Source organism: Pseudodesulfovibrio alkaliphilus, assembly GCF_009729555.1.
Classification (GTDB): domain Bacteria; phylum Desulfobacterota; class Desulfovibrionia; order Desulfovibrionales; family Desulfovibrionaceae; genus Pseudodesulfovibrio; species Pseudodesulfovibrio alkaliphilus.
Genome location: NZ_WODC01000005.1, coordinates 199,694 through 222,586, shown reverse-complemented (window position 1 = coordinate 222,586; position 22,893 = coordinate 199,694). Strand labels below are relative to the sequence as shown.

Genomic DNA, 22,893 nt, shown 5'->3' with positions numbered 1-22,893 from the left:
CGCTTGCCAGATGACGCCTAAAGTTCGTTGGGCAGCGCCTTGAGCTGCGCATAGGTGTAGACCGGACCATCCACGCAAACGTAGCTCCCCCCGATGTTGCAGCGGCCACAGATACCCACGCCGCATTTCATGCGTTTTTCCAGGGTGGTGATGATCTGGTCATCCTGAAAACCGAGCTTCTGCAGGGCCTGCAGGGTGAACTTGATCATGATGGGCGGGCCACAGGTGACGGCCACGGCATTGCCCGGAGAAGGAGCCATCTCCAAAAGGACGTTGGGAATCAGCCCCACTGAATGCTCCCACCCCTCGGCCGGGACATCGATGGTCAGCACGGTGTTCATGTCGCCGCGCTCAAGCCACTCTGGCAGCTCGTATTGAAAGGCCATGTCCTGGGGAGTCCTGGCTCCGTAAAGCACGGAGATATCCCCATAGTCGCCCCGATTGTCGAGCATGTAGAGCAGCAGCGTCCTCAAGGGGGCCATGCCTATTCCGCCCCCGATGAACACGATGTCCCTGCCCTTGAGCTCTTCATGGGGAAACCAATTGCCCAAGGGAGCGCGGACGCCGATCTGATCCCCTGCAGACAGGGAGTGCAGTTTGGCCGTGACCTCTCCGGCGCACATGACGCTGAACTGCAGGTAGTCCATGCGCGTGGGCGGCGAATTGATGACAAAGGTGGACTCCCCGGTTCCGAAAACCGAAAGCTGACCAACCTGCCCCGGATGAAAGGTGAAGTTGCGCATTGCCTCCTCGCTGTTGAGCACCACGCGGAAGGTCTTGATGGTCGGCGTCTCCTGAATGGTCTCCACAATGGTGGCGACAGACGGAAGATAGGGATTTATTGCTTGTTTCATCTTGGTTTCCTGTGCATGGGCCTACCCCTTGGGCCGAGGGGCCGGGGCGGCTATGGCATTGAGTACGATGGCCCGAATGTCCACTGAGGCCGGACAGCTCCTGATGCACCTGCCGCACCCGCAGCAGGCAATGTTGCCGCCATGAAGCGACGGGTAGTAGCTGAACTTGTGACCCACGCGGTTCTTGAGCCGATGCGCCTTGGTCGGCCTGGGGTTGTGGCCGCTGGCCTCCATGGTGAAAAGATGGGACATGCAGTAGTCCCAGGTGCGCAGCCGGACGCCCTCGTGACCGAATTTTTCGTCTGTGATGTTGAAGCAATAGCAGGTGGGGCACAGATAGGTGCACACCCCGCAACTGATGCACTTCGCAGACTCCGCTTCCCAGAACCCTGCGTCGTCGAAAAGCGCGAGCAGCTTTTCTCTGGCCGCGCCCACATCGACGGGCTCCCCCATTGCGGCCTCTGCGGCGGCCTGCACCTTGCGGGCCTCGGTCATCTGGGCATCCGAGGCGTCAGGGAGTTCCGTCCCGATCACCTCGTCTCCTCTGGCGGTGAGTGTTTCAAACACATGGCCGTCGGCAACGGGAGTCATGAGCACATCCGACCCTGCGGTGGAGGCCGGCCCTCCTCCCATCCAATGACAGAAGCAGGTAGTGGCGGGCTTGCTACAGACCAGGCTCACGAGAACGGTCATTTCCCGACGGTTCAGGTAGTTAAGATCCCTGACCCGATCCGAGTCGTAAACCCGGTCAAAGGTCTTGAAAGCGGCAGCGTCGCAGGGCCTCCCGCCGATCACCACAGTGGGCACACCATCACGCCGCTCCGCCACCTCGACCTCGACGCGGCCCGGTTCCTCGGGGTCTTTCTCGTACTTGTAGGCAAGCAGCGCCTCGCACCGGGGAAAAACCGCAGCCTTGGGCGACTCGGTGGGGCGGGCCTTCAGCTCCACGGGCATGGCCGGGTCAAAGGGACGAAAGACCACGGCATTGCCCTCGCGACGAGGCACAAGCGCCCGGTATCGTTCGGAGATCCGGCCCAGCCAAGCATCGAGTTCAGTATGAGCAATGAATTTGGCAGCCATTACCAGCCCCTCTCGTTGATTTTTTCCTCTTCAACCTTGAACGAAAGCAAAGGCGGCGTGGCATCGATACGGGTTCCGGCCCTGTAATCGAAAAGCGCATCGATCTCCTTGTTCATCTTGCGCCTGAGCAGCAACAACGGAATGGACATGGGACAGGAGCGCTCACATTCGCCGCACTCGGTACAGCGTCCGGCCAGGTGCATGGTGTGGATTATCTGGAAGAGCAGCTTGTTTTCGACGGTGTCTTCCTGGGTCATCCAGTGCGGATCGCGGCTCTGGGCCACGCAGTGATCACGGCATACGCACATGGGACAGGCGTTGCGGCACGCATAGCAGCGGACGCAGCGGTCCATGGCCTCCAGCCAGTGGTTCATCCGCGCCTCCAGGGGCTGCTCCTCGAACGTCGCCACATCGGCATAGTCGTCGACGACATCGCCGGGCCTCGGCTCCCCGACAAGCACGTCGAACAGCAGCGGGGTATTGTACTGGCATCGCCCGCACTTGTCTGCGGCCACCTCTTCCAGCGCAAAGGAATTCTGAACGCCCTCGCTGGCGACAGTCACGCTGTCGGCCGAGAACTCGACGCCCTCCACATAGTCAAGAGAGCCCATTTTCCGGCCGATCTTCCCGACCGAGACGACCCCGGAGCATGGCACACCAAAAACGACCAGATCTTCCCGGTTGATCAGCTTTTCCTGAAGCAGTTCGACGATGGTGCGGCTGTCGCACCCCTTGACCACGATGCCTATCTTCCTGCCCTTGAGGCCGGTCAGGTGCGTTGCAAGGTTGTGCACGCATTGCGGCCCGATGATCAGCCTGTCCACGTCGTCAGGCTGGCGCATGAACAGGGGCGTTGCCCGCAGAGGGTCGAAACCCGCCTCCCAACCGATGACAAGGTCGAGAGCGGGAAGCCTGTCTCTTATCTGTTGTTTCAATTCTTCCAGATGCTGCATCGATTCACTCCGTTGATACCCGGTTACACGGCCTTGGCGGCCAGGGTCCTGGCCAGGACAAGCGCTTCCCTGTTGATCTTGGGGGCAGGGCCGAGCTGATGAATGTGTTCGGTGAATGTCGAAACCACGGTCTTCCACTTCTGCCCTTCTGACGCCGAAACCCAGGTGTATTCGAACCGCCGATGGTCTATGCCCAGTATGGGCAGGAACTTCTTGAGCACCTCAAGCCGACGGCGGGCGTAAAAGTTGCCCTCGCTATAGTGACAGTCCCGGGGGTGACACCCTGACACGAGGACGCCATCGGCCCCGTTGATCAGGCTTTTGACCACAAAAAGGGGATCAATGCGCCCGGAGCAGGGAACCCGGATGATTCGCAGATCCGTAGGCTGCTGAAAGCGCCCGACACCGGCCGTGTCCGCTCCGCCGTATGAGCACCAGTTACAGAGAAAACCGACTATTCGTAGTTCTGTTGCATCGACTGCTGACATAAGACATTGACCTCCGCGAGGATCTGATTGTCGGTGAAGTGCTGGAGTTGGATCGCCCCTTGCGGGCAGGTGGAAGTGCAGATGCCGCACCCCTGGCAAATGGTTTCGATGACGCTGGCCTTGGGCTCGCCGCGGAAGTCGATGGCTTCGATGGCGCTGTAGGGGCAGGTCTCGATGCACTTGCCGCACCCGACGCAGCGCTTGATGTCCACCTCTGATATCTGCGGGTCGCTTTCCACCTGGTCCTTGGAGAAAAGAGCCAGCACCTTGGCGGCCGCAGCGCTGCCCTGCCCGACAGAAGAGGGAATGTCCTTGGGCCCCTGGCAGGCTCCGGCCAGGTAGACGCCCGCGGTGTTCGTCTCCACGGGGCGGAGCTTCGGGTGGCTCTCCATGTAGAAGCCGTATGCGTCGTAGGATATGCGGAGCTTCTCGGCCAACTGGGGGGCGCCCTTGGCGGACTCGGCCCCAACGGCCAGGACCACGAGATCGGCCTCGATCTCCACGGCGGTTCCCATGAGGGTGTCCGCGCCGCGCACAACGTATCTGCCGCCCTTGGGATGGATCATGGAAACGCGGCCCCGGATGTACTTGGCGCCGTAGTCTTCCATGGCGCGGCGGGTGAACTCGTCGTACATCTTGCCCGGAGCGCGGATGTCCATGTAAAAGACATAGGATTGCGACTCGGGAAGATGATCCTTGGTCAGGATGGCCTGCTTGGCCGTGTACATGCAGCAAAAGCCGGAGCAGTACGGTCGGCCCACGCTCTTGTCCCTGGAGCCGACGCATTGGATGAAGACGATGTTTTCCGGCTCCCTGCCGTCGGAAGGCCGCTTGATGTGCCCCCCCGTGGGGCCGGAAGCCGAGAGCAGTCTCTCGTACTGCATGGAGGTGATGACATCGGCATAACGGCCACCCCCGTATTCCCCGTAGCGAGTATGGTCGAACAGATCGTACCCCGTGGCCACCACGATGGCACCGACCGATTCCACGACTTCCCGGTCCACTTGGTCAAACCGGATCGCCTTGGTGGGACAAAGCTTCTCGCACACGCCACATTTGCCCTTGGTCAGCTTCAGGCAGTACTCGGGATCAATGGAAGCCTTCCTTGGTATGGCCTGCGGAAACGGGATATTAATGGCCGTGGTCGTGCCGATTTCCTCGTTGAACACGTCCCGCGATTTCTTGCTGGGGCATTTCTCCATGCACAGGCCGCAGCCCGTGCAGGCATCCCAGTCCACATACGAGGCCTTGTTGGTAACCGTCACCTCGAAATTGCCGACATAGCCCTTGAGCCCGGAAACTTCAGAGCTGGCGTACAGGGTGATGTTCGGATGCTGGGCGATATCGACCATCTTGGGGCCGAGGATGCAGCTTGAGCAGTCGATGGTGGGGAAGGTCTTGTCCAGCTTGGACATCTTGCCGCCGATGGAGGGGGTCTTTTCGACGAGAACCACCTCAAGCCCGCCATCGGCGCAATCCAGGGCGGCCTGGATGCCGGCCACGCCGCCGCCGATAACCATGACGCGCTTGTTGACGCTGAACTTCTTCGAGGTGAGCCCCTTGTCGTGGGTCAGCTTGGCAGCGGCCATTGCCACCAGGTCAACGGCCTTTCTGGTGTTAGCCTCGATATCCTTGCCGATCCAGGAGACATGCTCGCGGATATTGGCCATCTCGAACATGTATCGGTTAAGACCGGCCCGCTCCAACGTGCGGCGGAAGGTGGGCTCGTGCATGCGCGGGGTGCACGAGGCCACCACCACGCCATCAAGCCCATGTTCCTTGATGGCTTCAATGATTCCCTCCTGCCCCGGTTCGGAACAGGCGTACATCGTGTCGCTGGCAAAGACCACCTCGGGGAGCGTTCGGGCCTGATCGGCGACCGCCTTGACATCCACGGTGCCAGCGATGTTGCTCCCGCAATGACAGACAAAGACACCTATTTTCATGCGACTGACGCTCCTTGGGATTCGGCTCGTTGGAATGCGGCCCGCTGCGCCTCCTCCATGGTGTGAAAGACCCTGGCAGGGGAAACGACCAGCTTGTCCAGCATCAGACTTTCATCTCCCAGGCCCAGGGCCTTGCCGATGAGCTGGGTGTAGTAGAACACCGGCATGTCGTGCCGGGCGTTGTTGGCGGCGTTGATCTGCCCTTGCCTGAGGTCCAGATTCATCTGGCACAGAGGGCAGGCAGTGACCATGGCATGGGCACCGACATCCTCGGCAGCGTCCAGCAGCTTGCCGGAAAGCTTCATGACCACGTCTCTTCTGGCCACGCCGAATGAGGCCCCGCAACACTCGACCTTCAGCGCAAAGGGTGCCACCTCGGCACCCAGGGCGGCCATCAGCCGATCCATGGCCACGGGATTCTCGCAGTCGTCAAATTCCATGACCTCTGGCGGCCGGTTCATGATGCAGCCATAGTAGGGAGCAAGCCGCAGCCCGGTCAGAGGCCGGACGACTTTTCCGGCGACCCTATCCGGGCCGATTGCCTCCGCCAGAAGCTGCAGCACCGACATGACCGGCAGTCTGTTTTCCACGGGATGTCCAAGCAACGACTCGACCTTGCCCTTGAACGCGTCGTCACGCATGCGATGACTGGCTGTCTTGAGATTGGTCAGACAGCTGGGGCACGGGGTGACGATTCCCGCCACATCCAGGGTCTCCGCCTGTGCGATGTTGCGGGCTGAAAGCGCACAGGAAAGCACATGGTCAACCGTGTGCGCCGGAGTGGAGCCGCAACAGCTCCAGTCCGGGATGTCCACAAGGCCGACCCCCAGCGCCTTGCAGATGGCGCGGGTGGATCGGTCGTACTCGGCCGAGGTTCCCAGCCCTGAGCACCCGGGGTAGTATGCGTAGGTTGCACTCACGACTTGCGCTCCTCATGGTAGCGTTTGAAAATCTCGATCACGCTCTGCCTGCCGACAATGGGGTGCGGTCTGAAGCTCAGTTTGCCCTTGGGGAGCATGTCCTTGGCCAGATCCGCGTCGGTCAGGACTCGCCCGGTCTTGAGCATGTACCCGGCGACGACTCCCATCTCGAAGACCCGTCCGTGTTTTTTGACCGAATCAAGAAAACTATCCCAAAACGCCTTGATCGCTGGCTCTGGAGCATGCCCGGCCCGCCGGGCCATATGACGCAGCACGTCCATGATCCGCGCCACGTCGATATTGTTCGGGCAGCGGGTCGTGCACGACTCGCAGGTGGCGCACAGCCACAAGGATTTGCAGGAAAGGACCGTATCCCGCTGGCCAGCCTGCACAAGGCGCATAATCTGACTGACGGGAATGTCGTAAAAGGATGTGTACGGGCACCCCGCCGTACAGTTGCCGCATTGATAGCAAAGACTCAGGTTCTGCCCGCTTTCCGCCTCCACCTGACGGACGAAGTCCGCATCATGGGAGGCGTCGAGAGATATTGTGTTCATGTGTCGCGTCCGTATCGTTTCTTGGTCGGCCGCTGCCGAAAGCCCGCCCGGGATCTGCGCCCAACCCGCCAAAGACGTTCTCCTGCCGTGCGCTCAGGACCGGGAGAGGCGCCTTCCCCCGGTCCGTTTCACGACCTACAACGCCGCAGCGTAGATATCGGCCACATCCTTGTCGTTGGGGCAACGCGGGTTGGTGAAGCCGCAGGCGTCCTTCTGGGCGTTTCCGGTCATGATTGCGATGTCTTCGGCCTTGACCTCCTTACCGTACCGCTTCCCAAGCTCGACGAGCCCGGAGGGGATGCCCACATCCGCAGAGAGCTTCCTGATGGCGTCAAGGGCCAGCTCGGCCGCGTCTCGCGGAGACAGACCTTCGGTGTTTTCACCCATGATTTCAGCCATTTTGACGAAACGATCGACCTTCGCGATGAGGTTGAATTTCTCAACATGGGGCAGCAGGATGGCATTGCACTCGCCATGGGGAAGGTCATAGAAGCCGCCGAGCTGATGGGCCATGGCATGAACGTGCCCCAGAGAGGCGTTGTTGAAGGCCATACCGGCGAGATACTGGGCAAAGCACATGCCTTCGCGGGCAACGATGTCCTTGCCGTTGGCCACAGCGGGGCGCAGGTGCTGGAAAATCAGTTCGATGGCCTTTTCGGCACAGGCGTCGGTCATGGGAGTGGCGATGGTGGAGACGTAAGCCTCCACGGCATGGGTCAGGGCATCCATGCCGGTGGCGGCGGTCAGGGCCGGGGGCATGCCCACCATCAGCAGCGGATCGTCCAGGGCGATGCCGGGCGTCACGCGCCAATCCACAATGGCCATCTTCACCTTGCGCGAAAGATCGGTGATGATGCAGAAACGGGTCATTTCAGAGGCGGTACCGGCAGTGGTGTTCACCGCGACATAGGGAGGCAGGGGCTTGGTGGACTTGTCCACTCCCTCGTAGTCGTGGATGGTGCCGCCGTTGGACACGACCAGACCAATGCCCTTGCCGCAGTCGTGGGAAGAGCCGCCGCCCAGGGTGATGAGGCTGTCGCACTTGGCGTTCTTGTAGAACTCCACACCCTCGGCCACGTTGGCGTCGGTCGGATTGGGGATGGTCTTGTCATAGACTTCGTACTTGATCTTGGCGGCGTCAAGGATGTCCGTGATCTGCTTGAGGATTCCGGTGGCCACGATACCGGGATCGGTGACGATCAGGGGCTTTTTGCCTCCAAGGGCCTTGATCTTCTTGGGAATCTCCTTCGAGGCCCCAATGCCGATAAGGGTCACGCTGGGAATGAAGAAACCGTTAACTTGTTCAAGCACTGCCATAACACATCTCCTTAGGGTTTATGCTGGGTTGAGGTGTCTCAATCAATCTGGAGCCGCAACTCACACCCCATAGGCAAACAGTGTGCCAAGACATAATATCACATCATTTTAGCGCGTTAAGAACAAGACAGCTTGAAGTGGGCTTTGTGGAGGGGGCATTTTGCCCCATCCAGGCAACGGCTCAGGGGTTTCACCCCACGCCAGCAATTTTCTCCTTTGTTTCATGACATTTAGCCATCGTGTCATTTTGACCCGAACCATTCTCCCTTTTGGGTCAAATCCGCCCATGCCTCTCCTTCTCGGCAAAGGCCGACCCTGTAGCCGGACCAAATGGCCGGGCACTTGATGGAATTTTCCCGGTTTGTTTTGCCAGACACGACCGGGTAGGGTATCCTGAAACCCAAAAAATGGAGGAAACCATGGGACGCGAGACCGTGCTTTTCAAGAGTGAGGAAAGAAAATCCGCGGCCGAAGCGGCCGCAGTGCTACGGACCATCGCCGACAGGATCGAATCCGGCCAGATCACCCTGACGGGCCAGGGAGGGGAAGTCTCCCTCGTCATCCCGCCCCAGGTCACTCTGGAGATCAAGGCCGAGGAGGAAGAGGGCCGCACCCTCAAACGCTCCCTTGAAATCGAACTGGAATGGGCCGAGGGCGACACCGGCCCGGACACAGGCGTGAAGATCGGTTAAACGGAAGCGGCCGGAATGACCGGGGCACCTGCCCCTGGCATCTCCGGCCTTCGGCAGCCACAGAAAAAGGCCGGACATCGCTGTCCGGCCTCTTTCATGCTATTTGTGTGCGTTTCCGCTCTTACTTCTCGTTCTTTTCCTTGGGTGCCTCGGAGATGGCGCACTCGGTGGTCAGGAGCATGCTGGCCACGCTGGCCGCGTTCTGCAGGGCGATGCGCGTGACCTTCTTGGGATCGATGACGCCCTCCTTGACCAGATCCACGTACTGGCCGGTGGCGGCGTTGAAGCCGTTGGCACCCTTCAATTCCTTGACCTTCTCCACCACCACGGTACCTTCGAGGCCGCAGTTGTTGGCAATCTGCCTGAGCGGCTCCTCCACGGCCCGGACGATGATACGTACACCGGCCATTTCAGTATCGTCGGCCAGCTTGAGCTTGGCCAGCACCTTGCCTGCGCGCACCAGGGCGGTGCCGCCGCCGGGCACGATACCCTCGTCCACGGCGGCGCGGGTGGCGTTGAGGGCGTCCTCCACGCGGTCCTTGCGCTCCTTCATCTCGATCTCGGTGGGAGCGCCCACCTTGACCACGGCCACGCCGCCCGCCAGCCGCGCCAAGCGCTCCTGAAGCTTCTCGCGGTCATAGTCGCTGGTGGCGTTGCGAATGAGATGGTTGATCTCTTCGCAGCGGCCGGTGATGGCCTTCTTGTCGCCAGCGCCGCCCACGATGAGGGTATTCTTCTTGCCCACCACGACCTTCTTGGCCGTGCCGAAGTCCTGGGGCTTGATGGATTCGAGGGTCACGCCCGCATCCTCGGAGATGACGCTGGCGCCGGTCATGACGGCGATGTCGCGGACCATGTCCTTGCGCCGGTCGCCAAAGCCCGGAGCCTTGACCGCGCAGACCTTGAGGGCGCCGCGCATGGCGTTGATGGTCAGTCCGGCCAGGGCCTCGTTCTCAACGGTCTCGGCGATGATCAGCAGGGGCCGACCGGCCTTGGCCACGGCTTCGAGGATGGGGATCAACGGCTTGATGTTGGAAATCTTGCCTTCGGAGAGCAGGATGAAGGGCTTCTCGAAGATGGCCTCCTGCTTGTCCTGGTTGGTCACGAAATAGGGGGAGAGCCAGCCGTTGTCCCACTGCATACCTTCGACCACGTCCAGTTCGGTGGTCAGGCCCTGGGATTCCTCCACGGTGATGACGCCGTTGTCGCCCACCTTTTCGACAGCCTCGGCCAGGATGGCGCCGATGGTCTCGTCGTTGTTGGCGGAAATGGCGCCCACCTGGGCGATCTCCGAGCTTTTCTTGACCGGCTTGGCCAGGGAATCCAACTCGGCCACCACAGCCTCAACAGCGGCGTCGACGCCGCGCTTGATGGACATGGGATTGCGGCCGGCGGCCAGCAGCTTGACGCCCTCGTTAAAAATGACCTGGGCCAGAATGGTGGCGGTGGTGGTGCCGTCGCCTGCAATCTCGTTGGTCTTGGAGGCAACCTCCTTGACCATCTGGGCGCCCATGTTCTCGAGCTTGTCCTCAAGGGTGATCTTCTCGGCCACGGTGACGCCGTCCTTGGTCACCTGGGGTGCGCCCCAGGTCTTTTCCAGCATCACGTTGCGGCCCTTGGGACCGAGAGTGACCTTGACCGCGTCGGCGAGAATGTTCACGCCGCGCTGCATGCCCTCGCGGGCAATGGCTTTGTAGTCGATGGCTTTGGCTGACATTGCTTTTCGTCCTGTCGGTATGGGTGAAAAAGGTTAACTGACCGTTGAAAAAGTCCAATCATGCAGACTGTTCAAAAATGGTGAAATGCGAGGCGCGAAAAAAGTTCAAGGCCGAAGCGTACTTCCTGTACGCGAGGGGTTGATTCGCCCCGTCCTGGGGCTCACCCCTTCGGGGCGTCGGCAGAAGCCGACATCCAAATCCGCTGTCCTGCGGATTTGAGAACTTTTTTGAAGCAACGACGCAGATTGCCATTTTTCAACAGCCTGCTAGGCGAACACGCCAAGGATGTCGTCCTCGCGCATGATGACGAGATCGTCGCCGTCCATCCGAAACTCGCTTCCGGCATACTTGGCAAAGAGAATGGCATCGCCCTTCTTGACGGTCTTGCAATCAGGGCCGGCGGCCAGAACGGTCCCCGCCTGGGGCTTTTCCTTGGCGGAGTCCGGGATGTAGATGCCCCCGGCGGTCTTCTCCTCTCCTTCCTTCCTCTTGACGATGACGCGGTCGTGCAGGGGATTCAAACTCATCGGTATTCTCCTTTATGAACGAGACAGGCCGCCTTCCGGCGGCGCATTGGTGTTGACTGCGCAGACAGATAAGAACCCTGGCCGCCATGTCAACCGCGCCCCAGGATTTTTTTTCATCCCTGCGGCGACCGGCAGGGCAGGAGAGAGAGGGATCGGAAATAGAGCTTGGCAAACCCGTCGATTGCAACGGCTGCGGCTTTGAGGGGAAGGCCTTGTCTGATTTCATGATTTTTGATGCGCCTGTCCTGCGGCGTCCGGGAAGCGGCCTTGTCATACCCGGCCGGGGACGCTACCGTGTATCCTGAAAAATCAGAGCAAGAAACACCCGGGGGGAATCATGGAATCGAATACTCGACGTTTGGTGGTGGTGTCCAACCGCCTCCCGGCGGCCCTGGCCCTGGAGGACGGCCGCTGGCAGGTCAGGGCCGGAGCTGGCGGGCTGGTCTCCGCCCTGGCGCCAGTGCTGCGCGACCGGGGGGGGATGTGGATAGGCTGGTCCGGCACTTCGGACCCGGAGGTGGACGCAGCCGGGCTATTGGCGGACTTCTCGTCCGAGGCCGGGTATGACCTCTACACCGTGCCCCTGACGGCGGATGAAGTGGCGGGGTACTACTTCGGCTTTTCCAACGAGATCATCTGGCCGCTGTTTCACGATCTGCAAACACGCTGCCGTTTCGACCCGGACTATTGGCGCATGTACCTCGACGTGAACTTCAAGTTCGCCGAGGTGGTCGCCCGCAAGACCACGCCTGACGACTATGTCTGGATTCACGACTATCATCTCATGCACCAGGCGCTCTTTCTCAAAAGCATGGGGGTCAAGCGGCGAACCGGCTTCTTTCTGCACATCCCCTTTCCGCCGCCCGACATCTTCATGAAGCTGCCCTGGCGCTGGAAACTCATCCAGGCCCTGACAGAGTTCGATCTCGTGGGCTTCCAGACCCTCCAGGACAGGCGCAACTTCACCGGCTGTCTGCACCGGCTCATGCCCGAGGCCAGGGTCTCGGGCCGCGGCGCGGTGGTGTCTGTGGACATGGGCAGCCGGACTCTTCGCGTGGGCGCGTTCCCCATCTCCATCGACTTCAACCAGTTCGCGGACATGGCCCGGCGGCGCGAGGTGGCGGACAGGGCCTTCGGCATCAAGGAGGCCCTGCGCCACCGCAAGATCATCCTGGGCGTTGACCGACTCGACTACACCAAGGGCATCCCCGAGCGCATCCGCTCCATCAAAACCCTGCTCAGGCGCTACCCGGACCTCAAGGGACAGGTCAATTTCGTCCAGATCGCGGTACCCAGCCGCGAGGAGGTGGACGAATACAGGGAGCTGCGCACCGAAATCGAACAGCTGGTGGGCCGGGTCAACGGCGAGTTCTCCTTTCCGGGCTGGGTGCCCGTCCATTACCATTATCGCAGCTTCCCGCCCGACGAGCTGGCAGCCTATTATCTGGCCGCCGACACGGCCCTGGTCACTCCGCTGCGCGACGGCATGAACCTGGTGGCCAAGGAATACTGCGCCTGCAACGTGGACGAGGACGGCGCCCTGATTCTCAGCGAGTTCGCCGGAGCCGCGGCCCAGCTCCAGAAAAACGCCTACCTGGTCAACCCCTACGACCTGGAGGGAGTGGCCAAGGCCCTGCACCGCGTCTTCCACTGGGATAAGGAGGAACGCAGACGGCACATGAGCCGATTGCGCGACCAGATCCGCCGCAACAACATATACTGGTGGGTCGATTCCTTTCTCCAGGCAGGCATTGCAAAGAATCTCGGCGACTTCCCGGCAGCGGACGCCATGACCTACACGCGTGGATGAACCGTGCTCGTGCTTAAATGCGCCGCCTGTCGCCGCAAGCTTTGGCGATACCGCAAGATCGGGCCGGGCGAGGTCCATCGTTGCCACAAGGACCGCATCGAAAGGATATGGAACATGGAGGAACGCCAGGGCAAGGTCTGGTGCCCGTGCGGCCGGGCCCTGGGAATAGACCGGGGCGGGCACTACGCCATGGACAAAAAGGCCTTCACCTACTCGGGAACCAAGCAGGGCGGTTAACGCAGACGGGATGAAGCACGGGATCAGCAGGTTTGCGGACAGTCCGGGTCGTCGTCTGTACCGCTGGCGAAAAAGGCGAAATTGTTCTTGCCGCAATGCTTGACCGAATACATGGCCTTGTCCGCCGCCTCCATGAGCGCCTCGGCGCTCTCTCCGTCGGCCGGGAACATGGCGATGCCAAGGGAGGCGCCCGTGCCCACCCGCTCTTCCTCGATGACATACTGGGAGCGAAGCCGCTCCACCAGCTGCCCGGCCATGCCCGCAGCCACATTGCGGTCCGCCCGGGGCAGGACGATGACGAACTCGTCCCCGCCGGGCCGATACGCAGTGCCCTGCTGGCCGATCACATATTTCATGCGCCGCGCCGCACGCACCAGCAGGGTATCTCCCGCCTTGTGGCCCAGGGTGTCGTTGACAGACTTGAAGCCGTCGAGGTCGATGAAGAGCACTGCCGCGCCCGAGCCCGCCTCCCGGGCCTGGGCCAGGACATCGGGCAGATCCTTGCCCAGGGCCAGCCGATTCTTGAGGCCGGTGAGCACGTCGGTGTAGGCCAGGCGGTCGGCGTCGCGGGCCGGGTCGAGCACAGTGCAGAAATAGGCGTTGTGATCGGGCGAGAAGATGACGTTCCAGTTCAACTCCACATGCTTGCCGCCCTTGCAGAGAAAACGGAAGGAAAAGGTGGTGGAACCGATGTCCGAGGTGATCAGCCGCTGCATGTCGGCCAGGGCGCGTTCGCGGTCATCAAAATGGATGTGCTCGATGAGGTACGCGCCCTGAAGCTTCTCCCGGCTGATGCCCGTGGTCCGCTCCCAGTGGGTGTTGACATCCTCGAACTGGCCGTCCAGCGAGATGACGGCGCACATGTCGGGCGAGAGCGAAAGCCACGCATAGCGTTCGACATAGAAAAGCCGCTCCAGAGTGTAGGGATCGGAGCACTCGTTGAGCAACCAGTTGACATCCATGCGGGGTTCATACAACGAAGCACCCGGCGTTTCCAGCAAAAATAGTGGATTTTACGCAAATATCCGTATGGTGCGTATCGCTCTGCCCCATGGATTTCGCAAACAGGTTGACACGAAAGCGCTCAACCGTGAAAGTGCATCCCATGGCACAAAGCCTTTCACTGGACTGAAATGGAGGGAATCGCTTTGAAGAACGCTGTCTGCGCACCCCTTATCCTGCTGATCCTTCTGCTCGCCGCGCCCGGGGCCGCGGCCCAGGGCGGGGAGTGCAACGCCATCCCCTGGGGCGAGCCGCTGTCGGCCGTGGAATTGATCGAATTCTCCCATGTGGGCGACGGCGTCCACTATTACCGGGTGACCAAGGTGGAGGCCTGCGGCCTCTCGAAAATCGAGGACACCCGCGTCACATACGGCTTCAAAAACAACAGGCTCTACACTACCATCGTGGAAATCGACAAGGCCAGGGACGTGGGGGATGTCATCGCACTGCTCATGGACGAGTACGGTCTGCCCGACCACAAAAAACACGGCGGCTGGGACATCTACCAGTGGGACAACGACACCCTGCGCATCAAGCTCAAGAGCCAGTACACCACGGACCGCATCAAGATCGGGATGTACTACAAGCCGCTCATGGACAGGGAATAGCGGGTCCGGCGACACCTGGCCCCGGCCCTGTCGTGACAATCTCCCGATTCTGACGTGCATTCTTGCGCTACGAGCCGCAACCCCGTAGTCTCGTTCCATGTGCGCGATCAATCAGTCGAAATCCGCAAGCGGCCCGCGACGCGCATCAGCACCGCCGGGACAAAAGGCGGTGCTGCTTCTGTCGGCGGTCATCGCGGCAGTGGTGCTCGCCTTCTCGGCCGCCGCCATCGCCTGGAACGCCCACAGCCTCTCCAGCCAGCTCGAACGGCGCATCGACAATCTCCTGGCCGTGGCCCAGACCGGCCTGTCCACCGCAGTCTGGCAACTGGACCACGCCTCGGTGGGAGACCTCCTCGACGCCATCCTCGTGGACAACGCCGTGATCCTGGCCCGGGTCAGCGCCGGAGCCGAGGTCATGGCCGAGCGCATCCGGCCTGTCGACGACGGGCGGAAAACTCCCCTGTCCAGCACCCTGACCAGAACCACGCCCATCACCCGACACGGCGAAGCCATCGGCTCCTTCACCCTTGTCGTCTCCAGCGCCCCCCTGCGCCGGGATATTCTGGTCAATGCGGGCTCCACCCTGGCCCTGGGCCTGATTCTGATCCTGATCATCACCCAGGCCACGGGCCACTTCACCCGCAAGCGGCTGCTCATCCCGCTGCAAAAGCTCGAGCAATCCGCCGAGGCCATCGCCGAGGGCAATCTGGACACTCCGGTGGAAATGGCGCCCGCCTGCGAGTTGCGCAATCTTTCCCGCGCCTTTGACGACATGCGCGAGGCAATGCGCCACCTCATCAAAGACCTCCAGGTGGCCAACTCGCGCCTGACGGACCACCGCACCCACCTGGAGAGCATGGTCGCCGAACGCACCGAGGAACTTGAGCGCAACAACGCCTCCCTCAATGCGGCCCTGGCCGAACTGGACAACGCCAGGCTCGCGGCCGAGACGGCGAACCTCGCCAAGAGCCGGTTTCTGTCGGGCATGAGTCACGAAATCCGCACCCCCATGAACGCCATCCTGGGCATGGCCGACATCCTGCGCGAATCCCCCCTGACCCAGGATCAAGCAAATTATGTCGAGATCATCAGAAATGCGGGCGAGAATCTGCTCCACATCCTTGACGACCTCATTGATCTCGCCAGGATAGAGGCGGGAGACCTGACCCTGGAGCGCACCGCCTTCAGCCTGGCCGAGACCGTGGACAAAGCCTGTGCGGCCGTGGATTCCAAAGCAGCGGACAAGTCCCTGGAATTCACCTGCACCCTGGCCCCGGACATGCCCGACAGGCTCACAGGCGACCCGGCCAGACTCGGGCAGGTCCTCGCCAGCCTGCTGGACAACGCGGTCAAGTTTACCGACAGCGGCGACGTGCGCCTGGAAGTGGCCCGCGCCCCAAGCCGCGACGGGGGTATTGTCGCACAGTTTTCAGTGTCGGACACCGGCCCCGGCATTCCGGCCGACAAGCTGGCCTCCATCTTCGACGCCTTCACCCAGGCCAACAACACCACCACCCGCCGCCACGGCGGCACCGGACTGGGGCTTGCCATCAGCAAGCGGCTGATCCACATGATGGACGGACGCATCTGGGCCGAAAGCTCACCGGGCCGAGGCAGCGCCTTCCATTTCACCGTTCCCTTCTCCGCACCCCAGGCTGTGGCCAACCCTCGCACCGGCCCGGACCGGACATCCCGCGACGCACCCCCGGCCCGAGGCGGCCTTGACCTGCCCGCCGCCTCCATCCTGATGTTCGAGGACTCCCGCTACAACGCCTTCGTGATCCGCACCTACCTCAATGACACGCCGTGGCGTCTGACAGTGGCGGAAAACGCCCGCCAGGGACTGGACCTCTTCCGGAGCGGCGGCTTCGACCTCGTGCTCATGGATGTGCGGATGCCGGATATGGATGGGTGCGAGGCCACCCGCGCCATCAGGCAATGGGAGAACGAACACGGCCTCTCCCGGACCCCGGTGGTGGCCCTGACCGCCCACGCCCACGACGACGACGCAGGGCGCTGCCTGGAGGCAGGCATGGACCACTATCTGGCCAAGCCCGTCAGGAAGAGCGCCCTGATCGAGATCGTCCTCAGGCTTATACGGCCCCGGGAAACCACGGCAGATTCGACCGAGGCGCAGGCTCCTGGGAAGCAAACGTGTTGAACGAACGGGCGCAGTGTACTATACAGGGCGCAAAAAGCGCGGGCTGCTCCGCGCAGGAGCCGACAATGACCGATTCCCGCCTGATCTGGTGCCATGGTTCCCTCGCCGCACCCTGGGGCCGCAAGAGCACGGCCCTGGCCAGGACCGCCGGGCGGCTCGGCCTGTCCATGGAGGCACCGGACTTCCGCGATCTGGACGGCCCGGACCAGAGGGTGGAGCGGCTGGCGGATGCCCTGGCCCAAGAGACGCGCCCCGTGATCCTGGCAGGATCGAGCATGGGCGGCTATGTGGCCGCAGCCGCCTGCGCCCGGAGCGAGGTGGCAGCACTCTTCCTGGTGGCCCCGGCCTTTTTCCTGCCCGGCTACGCCCTTGACACCTTCACGGGCCTGCCCCCCGCCGTCACGGTGGTCCACGGCTGGGGCGACGAGGTGGTGCCGGTGGACAACGTCCTGCGCTTCGCCCGCCGCCACCGGGCCAGCCTGCATATCCTGGACGATGACCACTCCCTGGCGAACAGTCTGGAACGGATCGACCTCCTCTTCGCCAGTTTTCTCGAATCCTGCCGGGGGCGGGCATGATCCGACGCTCCCGACTCTCCGGCCTCCCCCGCGCCCTGGGCGCCCTCCTGGTCGCCCTTGCGTTCGCCCTTGCGGCCCCCGGCCCGTCGGCCAGAGCCTCCGAGGGTTTTCCCCTGCGCCACTATTACCCCGAGGTGCCCTTCATCTCCACCGCCGACCTGCTGGCCGGATATGGCGAGATCATCGTCCTCGACATCCGCTCGCGGCTGGAATACGACGTGGCCCGGATCAACAATGCCGTGCTCCTGCCCCTCAACGAACCGGACTTCGGCGACAGGCTGGTACGGGTCCGGCCCAGGGAGTCGGCCACGCCCATGGCCTTTTATTGCAACGGCCACACCTGCGCCAAGAGCTATCAGGCGGTCCAGGTGGCCCTGTCGCTGGGATTCACCAACGTCTTCGTCTATGATGGCGGCATCTTCGACTGGATCGACGCCGCCCCGGACAAGGCCACCCTCATGGGCGAAACCCCGGCGCGGGCCGGGCGCGTCATTCCGCCCCGCGACTACCTGATCCGCGTGCTTTCCTACGACGCCTTCGCCGAGGCGGCAAAGGCCACTGACGCGGTGGTCATCGACATCCGCGACCCCTTCCAGCGCGACGTGGTCCCCGACATCGACGGCATCAGGCCCATCGCCCTCGACCCCCTGCTCTCCCTCGTTGTCTCGCGCATCTGGACCGAAAAGCGCCTGCTCTTCTTCGATGCCGTGGGCAGCCAGGTCCGCTGGCTCCAGTATTTTCTCGAGGCATACGGCTACTTCGACTACGCCTTTCTCGAAGGCGGCGTAGCCGCCATTGCAGGCGACCCGGGCAGGGTCAGGCCGGTCATCGAAACCAACCGCTCCATCGTCAGCAGCCAGGAGATGCTGCTGAAGCTCACGGGCGACCCCAATCTGGACAACAGTGACCGCAAGGTGCTCAGTTTCCTGCTGGCCAACGTCAAATTCAACAACTACATCGTCGTGGACCTCGCCGACGCAGGCAAGATCCTGTGCATACCCCAGGACCTGTTCATGACTTCGGTGCGCAAGTTGACCCGTCACCGCTATGCCACCCATACCGTCATGCAGGAAACCCTCATCGTCCAGGTGGACCCGCGCCTGGGCTGGAAAGGCAAGGTCGGAGACAAGACCTGGGAGGACAAGATGGCCGAATTCGACAAGACGGTGGGACGCTGACCATGCGCCATCTCCCTGAATATGGCCGCGCCGCCGCTCTGGCCCTGGTGGCCATGCTGTTCCTCGCCTTTCCGGCGCAGGCGCTGGAAAAGACCTCCCTCGTGCTTCAGTGGCTGCCCCAGGCGCAGTTCGCCGGGTTCTACATGGCGCAGGACAAGGGGTTCTACCAGGACGAGGGTGTGGACATGACCCTCATCCATGGCGGCCCCGACGTGCTGGCCAGCGAACTCCTCGAAGCGGGTCGCGCCGACTTCGCCACCATGTTTCTGAGCACGGCCATCCAGCGGCGCACCACCCTGCCCATCGTCAATGTGGGCCAGTTCGTGCAGCACTCCGCCCTGATGCTCATCACCAAGACCAGCGACAACATTGAGACCGTGGACGACCTCAACGGCAAAAGGATCGGCCTGTGGGCCAACGAGTTCCAGATCCAGGCGCGGGCCCTGTTTCGCCAGCGCGGGCTCAAGGTCACCGTGGTCCCGCAGTCCGACTCCCTTGATCTTTTCATGCGCGGCGGGGTCCAGGCCGCGTCTGGCATGTGGTATAACGAATACCACACCCTGCTCTCCTACGGCCTTGAAGAAGCCGACCTGAAGCCCATTTTCTTCAGCAACCACGGCCTCGACTTTCCCGAGGACGGCATCTACTGCCTGGAGCGCACGGCCAACGCCAGACCCGAACTGCCCCAGGCCGTGGTCCGGGCCACGGTGCGAGGCTGGCACTACGCCTTTGCCCACCGCGAGGAGGCGCTGGACGCGGTCATGGCCCGCATGGACCGGGCCGGAGCCCCGGCCAACCGCCCCCACCAACGCTGGATGCTCAGGCGCATGGAAAACATCATCCTCTCGGACAAGGTTCCCGCCATGGGGGTCCTGCGCCAGGAGGACTACGAACGGGTCAGGACCGCCCTCGTCGAGACCGGCTTCGTGGACGACGCACCCATCTTTCCCGAATTCTACAGGGGGCCGATCCGGTGAAAAGATACGGCATCGCCTTTCGGCTCGCGGCCCTCATCCTCTCCTGCGCCTTTGTCATCCTCGCGGCCATCGTGGCCTACAACTACGCCTATTCGCGCACCATCATCCTGCGCCAGTCCGAGACCAACTCGCGCCACCTGGCTCAGGAGACGGCCAGCCGCATCGACTCGGTGCTGCTCTCCGTGCAAAAGGTGGCCAACAACATCGCATACTCCCTTGAGGACGCCACCTTGAGCCGCGAGGACATCCTCAACCTCAACAAACGCGTCATCGCCAACAACCCCGAGATATTCGGCATGGCCATCGCCTTCGAGCCCTATACCCAGGAGCCGGAGCGCCTGTATTTCGCGCCCTACCACTTCCGCTCGGGCGGGCGCATCGCCTTCACCATGCTCGGCAGCCCTGACTACCGCTACTTCTACATGGACTGGTATCAACTGCCCAAGGAGCTTGAGCAGGCCGTATGGACCGAGCCCTACAACGATCAGGGCGGCGGGGGCGTGGTCATGGCCACCTACGCCGTGCCCTTCTATCGCAACCAGGACGGCAAAAAGACCTTCGCGGGCGTGGTCACGGCAGACATCTCCCTGGAGTGGCTTCAGGACATGCTCGAAGAAATTCGCATCTTCGACACCGGCTTCGCCTTCCTGCTCTCGCGCCACGGCACCTTCATCGCCCACCCCAACCGCAAGCTGATCATGAACCACACCTTCTTCTCCATGGCCGAGGAGATGGAGGCCCCCGAATTTCGGCAGGTGGGCCGCGACATGATCGCGGGCAAAAGCGCCTTTGTCCGCATCGACGAAAACGTCTTCGGCAACGAGCGCTACCTATTCCACACCGGCCTGGAATACGGGGGCTGGTCCCTAGGCGTCCTCTTCCCCAGGGCCGAGATGCTGGCCGAGGTCCACCGGCTCTCCAATGTCATGGTCCTTATCGGCCTTGTCGGCTTCGCCCTGCTGGCGCTGGTCATCATCTACATCGCCAGACGCATCACCCGCCCGCTGAGCGAACTCTCCCGGTCAGCCCTGGAAATCGCCTCGGGCAATCTCGACCTGATGCTGCCAAAGGTGCACACCAACGACGAGGTCGGGGATCTGGCCGGTTCCTTCCGGGTCATGAAGGAATCCCTCAAGGAGTATATCGCCAACCTGACCACCACCACGGCGGCCAAAGAGCGCATCGAGTCCGAGCTGCGCATCGCACGGGACATACAGATGGGCATCCTGCCCAAGCTCTTCCCGGCCTTCCCGGACCGCACCGAGTTCGAGGTCTTCGCCTCCATCGAACCGGCCAAAGAGGTGGGCGGCGACCTTTACGACTTCTTCTTCGTGGACGAAACCCACTTCTGCTTTCTGGTGGGCGACGTGTCGGGCAAGGGCGTACCCGCCGCCTTCTTCATGGCCGTGACCAAGACCCTGCTCAAGGTGGTGGCCGAGAAGGGCCTCGACCCCGGCCAGATTCTGAGCAAGGTCAACGCCGACCTGGCTGCGGAAAACGACTCGTGCATGTTCGTCACCCTGTTTCTTGCCATCATCGACATCGAAACCGGCGAAACCCGCTATGCCAACGCGGGACACAACCCTCCCATTCATTTGCCATGCGGTGGCGAGCCCCGCTGGGTCGCCCCCCTGGGCGAACCAGTGGCCGGCGTCATGGAGGGCATGGAATACTCCACCCGGACCATGACAATGGCTCCGGGCGACATCCTCTTCATCTACACCGACGGCGTGACCGAGGCCATGAACCCGGAACAGGCCCTCTACTCCGAGGAACGGCTCCTGCGCACCGTGGCCGAGGCCTCGCAACGCTTCGCCCCAACCCTGGTCAAAACGGTCAACGACTCGGTGGCCGCCTTCGCACGCGGGGCAGAGCCCTCGGACGACATCACCATGCTCGCCATGCAGTTCTGCGGCAAGTGTGACAAATAAAAGGAGACATTCATGAAATTCAGCAGCAGCAAACACGAGGGGAAACTCGTGGTCACCGTGACCGGACGCATGGACGCCATCACAGCCCAGGAGTTCGACACCCAGTGCCGAAACTGGCTCGCGGCGGGCGATACCCATATCATCGCCGACCTCTCGGGCCTCGAATACATCAGCTCCGCCGGACTGCGCAGCATCCTCTCGGCTGCCAAACAGCTCAAGGGCGCCCAGGGCAGTCTGGCCTTCTGCAACCTCTCGGGCATGGTGGAAGAGGTGTTCGTGGTCTCTGGCTTCGCCGCCATGTTCACCATCCATCCCACCCTGGAAGACGCCCTGGCCGGCTGACCCATGCCGGTCTTCGCCGCCACCCCGGACCTCTCGAGTCTGCAACCGGCCCGCGACCATGTCCTGGCCATGGCCACACAGGCGGGCCTCGACCCGTCCACGCTGCCGCGCCTGGACCTCGCTCTGGAGGAGGTTCTGGTCAACGTGGCCCGCCACGCCTATGGCGGGGCTCCGGGGACCTTCGAGATCGAGTGCAAAGTGCGCGACGGACTGTTCTGCTGCCTGATCCGCGACCGGGGCACCCCCTTTGACCCCCTTGCCGCCCCCCCGCCTGACACCGGGGCAGACATGGACCAGCGCGCCGTGGGCGGCCTCGGCATATTCCTGGTGACCACCATGGCCGACCACTGCCGCTACACCCGCGCCGACAACGCCAATGAACTGACCATCTGTTTCGCCCTGCCCGCCCAGTCGGCATAGCCCGCCGCTGGTCCCTCCGTCATTCCGCCCGGCCCGTCCGGGCGTTTTTTTTAGGCCATCTGCTTTTTCGTTGACGAAAAACTCCCATTGCGGCTAATAATAGAAACTAGTCCGCAATTTCCAACATGTGGGGGGTAAGACATGTTTGAGAAGAGCTTGACCAAGAAGGTGCAGGACATGGTGCTCGAAGGCCGCATTCCCGCCAAGCTGGTATGCAAAAGGATCAAGAAGCCCTATTCAACCCTGCTTCGCGAACTCAATCCCTTTGATGTCCATGCCAAGCTGGGGGCAGAAACCATGTTCGAGATCGTCAAGACCACGCGCAACGTCTCGGTACTCGAATTCATGGCCAGGGAGCTCGGCTACACCCTGATGCCCGTGGAGGAGACGCGCTCAGAATCGGCCGCCAAGGCCGACGCCGAGACCCGCCGCCTCGAAGCAACCATGTAGCCGTCCGCGCAGATGACCGGGCTCTGTCACTCCGTTGCGAAGAGGACGGGCTGTTGCGGCCGCCGACCGGGGAAAGCCGACGATCCGTTTTGACTTTCCGGGACAATTCGTTGTAATTTGCTTGTTGCACACAAACTCTCCAAGGAG

23 protein-coding genes are annotated in these 22,893 nt (G+C 62.2%); 12 read left to right on the top strand and 11 right to left on the bottom strand.

The features are described 5' to 3' along the window. Window positions 1–17 precede the first annotated feature (17 nt). The 8 genes from GKC30_RS09540 to GKC30_RS09505 all read right to left on the bottom strand — a co-directional run bounded on the left by GKC30_RS09540 (window position 18) and on the right by GKC30_RS09505 (window position 8,115). Window positions 18–854 carry an FAD/NAD(P)-binding protein gene (locus tag GKC30_RS09540; RefSeq protein ID WP_155934456.1) on the bottom strand — a complete coding sequence of 279 codons (837 nt, stop codon included), beginning with the start codon at window positions 852–854 and terminating at the stop codon, window positions 18–20. Between the two features lie 21 nt (window positions 855–875). Continuing rightward, window positions 876–1,934: a 4Fe-4S dicluster domain-containing protein gene (locus GKC30_RS09535; RefSeq protein WP_155934454.1), complete on the bottom strand. Its 1,059-nt coding sequence runs from the start codon at window positions 1,932–1,934 to the stop codon at window positions 876–878. After that, the gene (locus GKC30_RS09530) at window positions 1,934–2,887 is read right to left on the bottom strand and encodes a 4Fe-4S dicluster domain-containing protein (protein ID WP_155934452.1); all 954 of its coding nucleotides are present in this window, start codon (window positions 2,885–2,887) and stop codon (window positions 1,934–1,936) included. Before GKC30_RS09530 ends, GKC30_RS09535 begins: the two co-directional genes overlap by 1 nt. 23 nt (window positions 2,888–2,910) lie before the next feature. Next, window positions 2,911–3,375 (bottom strand): hydrogenase iron-sulfur subunit, encoded by a 465-nt coding sequence (locus GKC30_RS09525; protein ID WP_155934450.1) that lies wholly within the window; start codon window positions 3,373–3,375, stop codon window positions 2,911–2,913. Then, window positions 3,342–5,321 (bottom strand): CoB--CoM heterodisulfide reductase iron-sulfur subunit A family protein, encoded by a 1,980-nt coding sequence (locus GKC30_RS09520; protein WP_155934448.1) that lies wholly within the window; start codon window positions 5,319–5,321, stop codon window positions 3,342–3,344. Before GKC30_RS09520 ends, GKC30_RS09525 begins: the two co-directional genes overlap by 34 nt. Further along, a complete protein-coding gene (locus GKC30_RS09515; RefSeq protein WP_367614070.1) occupies window positions 5,318–6,241 on the bottom strand; it encodes a CoB--CoM heterodisulfide reductase iron-sulfur subunit B family protein in 924 nt (307 codons plus the stop codon). The genes GKC30_RS09520 and GKC30_RS09515 overlap by 4 nt, the downstream gene beginning before the upstream one ends. Beyond that, a complete protein-coding gene (locus GKC30_RS09510) occupies window positions 6,238–6,798 on the bottom strand; it encodes a 4Fe-4S dicluster domain-containing protein (RefSeq protein ID WP_155934446.1) in 561 nt (186 codons plus the stop codon). The genes GKC30_RS09515 and GKC30_RS09510 overlap by 4 nt, the downstream gene beginning before the upstream one ends. A 135-nt stretch (window positions 6,799–6,933) precedes the next feature. Further along, complete coding sequence (locus tag GKC30_RS09505; protein WP_155934444.1) at window positions 6,934–8,115, bottom strand: iron-containing alcohol dehydrogenase; 1,182 nt, start codon at window positions 8,113–8,115, stop codon at window positions 6,934–6,936. Between the two features lie 419 nt (window positions 8,116–8,534). On the opposite strand from GKC30_RS09505, the gene GKC30_RS09500 reads away from it, so the two are divergent. Continuing rightward, on the top strand, window positions 8,535–8,807 hold the full coding sequence (locus GKC30_RS09500) for an amphi-Trp domain-containing protein (RefSeq protein WP_155934442.1): 273 nt from the start codon (window positions 8,535–8,537) through the stop codon (window positions 8,805–8,807). Window positions 8,808–8,928: 121 nt separating this feature from the next. On the opposite strand, the gene groL is transcribed toward GKC30_RS09500, so the two are convergent. Together groL and GKC30_RS09490 are read right to left on the bottom strand one after the other, a co-directional pair. Continuing rightward, on the bottom strand, window positions 8,929–10,524 hold the full coding sequence (groL, locus tag GKC30_RS09495; protein ID WP_155934440.1) for a chaperonin GroEL: 1,596 nt from the start codon (window positions 10,522–10,524) through the stop codon (window positions 8,929–8,931). A gap of 267 nt (window positions 10,525–10,791) precedes the next feature. Continuing rightward, window positions 10,792–11,052, bottom strand: a complete 261-nt coding sequence (locus tag GKC30_RS09490; RefSeq protein ID WP_155934438.1) for a co-chaperone GroES — start codon at window positions 11,050–11,052, stop codon at window positions 10,792–10,794. 337 nt (window positions 11,053–11,389) lie between these two features. Here GKC30_RS09490 and GKC30_RS09485 point away from each other — a divergent pair, with 337 nt between their 5' ends. Beyond that, window positions 11,390–12,862: an alpha,alpha-trehalose-phosphate synthase (UDP-forming) gene (locus tag GKC30_RS09485; RefSeq protein WP_155934436.1), complete on the top strand. Its 1,473-nt coding sequence runs from the start codon at window positions 11,390–11,392 to the stop codon at window positions 12,860–12,862. Between the two features lie 3 nt (window positions 12,863–12,865). After that, window positions 12,866–13,099: a hypothetical protein gene (locus GKC30_RS09480; protein WP_367614069.1), complete on the top strand. Its 234-nt coding sequence runs from the start codon at window positions 12,866–12,868 to the stop codon at window positions 13,097–13,099. A 23-nt stretch (window positions 13,100–13,122) separates the two neighbouring features. Here GKC30_RS09480 and GKC30_RS09475 read toward each other — a convergent pair whose 3' ends face one another. Next, window positions 13,123–14,061, bottom strand: a complete 939-nt coding sequence (locus GKC30_RS09475; RefSeq protein WP_155934434.1) for a sensor domain-containing diguanylate cyclase — start codon at window positions 14,059–14,061, stop codon at window positions 13,123–13,125. Window positions 14,062–14,232: 171 nt separating this feature from the next. Here GKC30_RS09475 and GKC30_RS09470 point away from each other — a divergent pair, with 171 nt between their 5' ends. The 9 genes from GKC30_RS09470 (at window position 14,233) to GKC30_RS09430 (ending at window position 22,746) form a co-directional block, all read left to right on the top strand. After that, on the top strand, window positions 14,233–14,709 hold the full coding sequence (locus GKC30_RS09470; RefSeq protein ID WP_155934432.1) for a hypothetical protein: 477 nt from the start codon (window positions 14,233–14,235) through the stop codon (window positions 14,707–14,709). Between the two features lie 169 nt (window positions 14,710–14,878). Then, the gene (locus GKC30_RS09465; protein WP_367614068.1) at window positions 14,879–16,870 is read left to right on the top strand and encodes an ATP-binding protein; all 1,992 of its coding nucleotides are present in this window, start codon (window positions 14,879–14,881) and stop codon (window positions 16,868–16,870) included. 65 nt (window positions 16,871–16,935) lie between these two features. Beyond that, window positions 16,936–17,448, top strand: a complete 513-nt coding sequence (locus GKC30_RS09460; RefSeq protein ID WP_155934427.1) for an alpha/beta fold hydrolase — start codon at window positions 16,936–16,938, stop codon at window positions 17,446–17,448. Then, entirely contained in the window at window positions 17,445–18,626 is a 1,182-nt protein-coding gene (locus tag GKC30_RS09455) for a rhodanese-like domain-containing protein (protein ID WP_155934425.1), read from the top strand. Before GKC30_RS09460 ends, GKC30_RS09455 begins: the two co-directional genes overlap by 4 nt. 2 nt (window positions 18,627–18,628) lie before the next feature. Then, window positions 18,629–19,603, top strand: coding sequence for an ABC transporter substrate-binding protein (locus GKC30_RS09450; RefSeq protein WP_231117107.1), 975 nt, complete (start codon window positions 18,629–18,631; stop codon window positions 19,601–19,603). Further along, window positions 19,600–21,534 (top strand): SpoIIE family protein phosphatase, encoded by a 1,935-nt coding sequence (locus tag GKC30_RS09445; protein ID WP_367614067.1) that lies wholly within the window; start codon window positions 19,600–19,602, stop codon window positions 21,532–21,534. The genes GKC30_RS09450 and GKC30_RS09445 overlap by 4 nt, the downstream gene beginning before the upstream one ends. 12 nt (window positions 21,535–21,546) lie before the next feature. Then, a complete protein-coding gene (locus GKC30_RS09440) occupies window positions 21,547–21,876 on the top strand; it encodes an STAS domain-containing protein (RefSeq protein WP_155934423.1) in 330 nt (109 codons plus the stop codon). Window positions 21,877–21,879: 3 nt separating this feature from the next. After that, on the top strand, window positions 21,880–22,296 hold the full coding sequence (locus GKC30_RS09435; protein ID WP_155934421.1) for an ATP-binding protein: 417 nt from the start codon (window positions 21,880–21,882) through the stop codon (window positions 22,294–22,296). A 141-nt stretch (window positions 22,297–22,437) separates the two neighbouring features. Continuing rightward, window positions 22,438–22,746, top strand: a complete 309-nt coding sequence (locus tag GKC30_RS09430) for a phage regulatory CII family protein (protein WP_231117106.1) — start codon at window positions 22,438–22,440, stop codon at window positions 22,744–22,746. Window positions 22,747–22,893 lie beyond the last annotated feature (147 nt).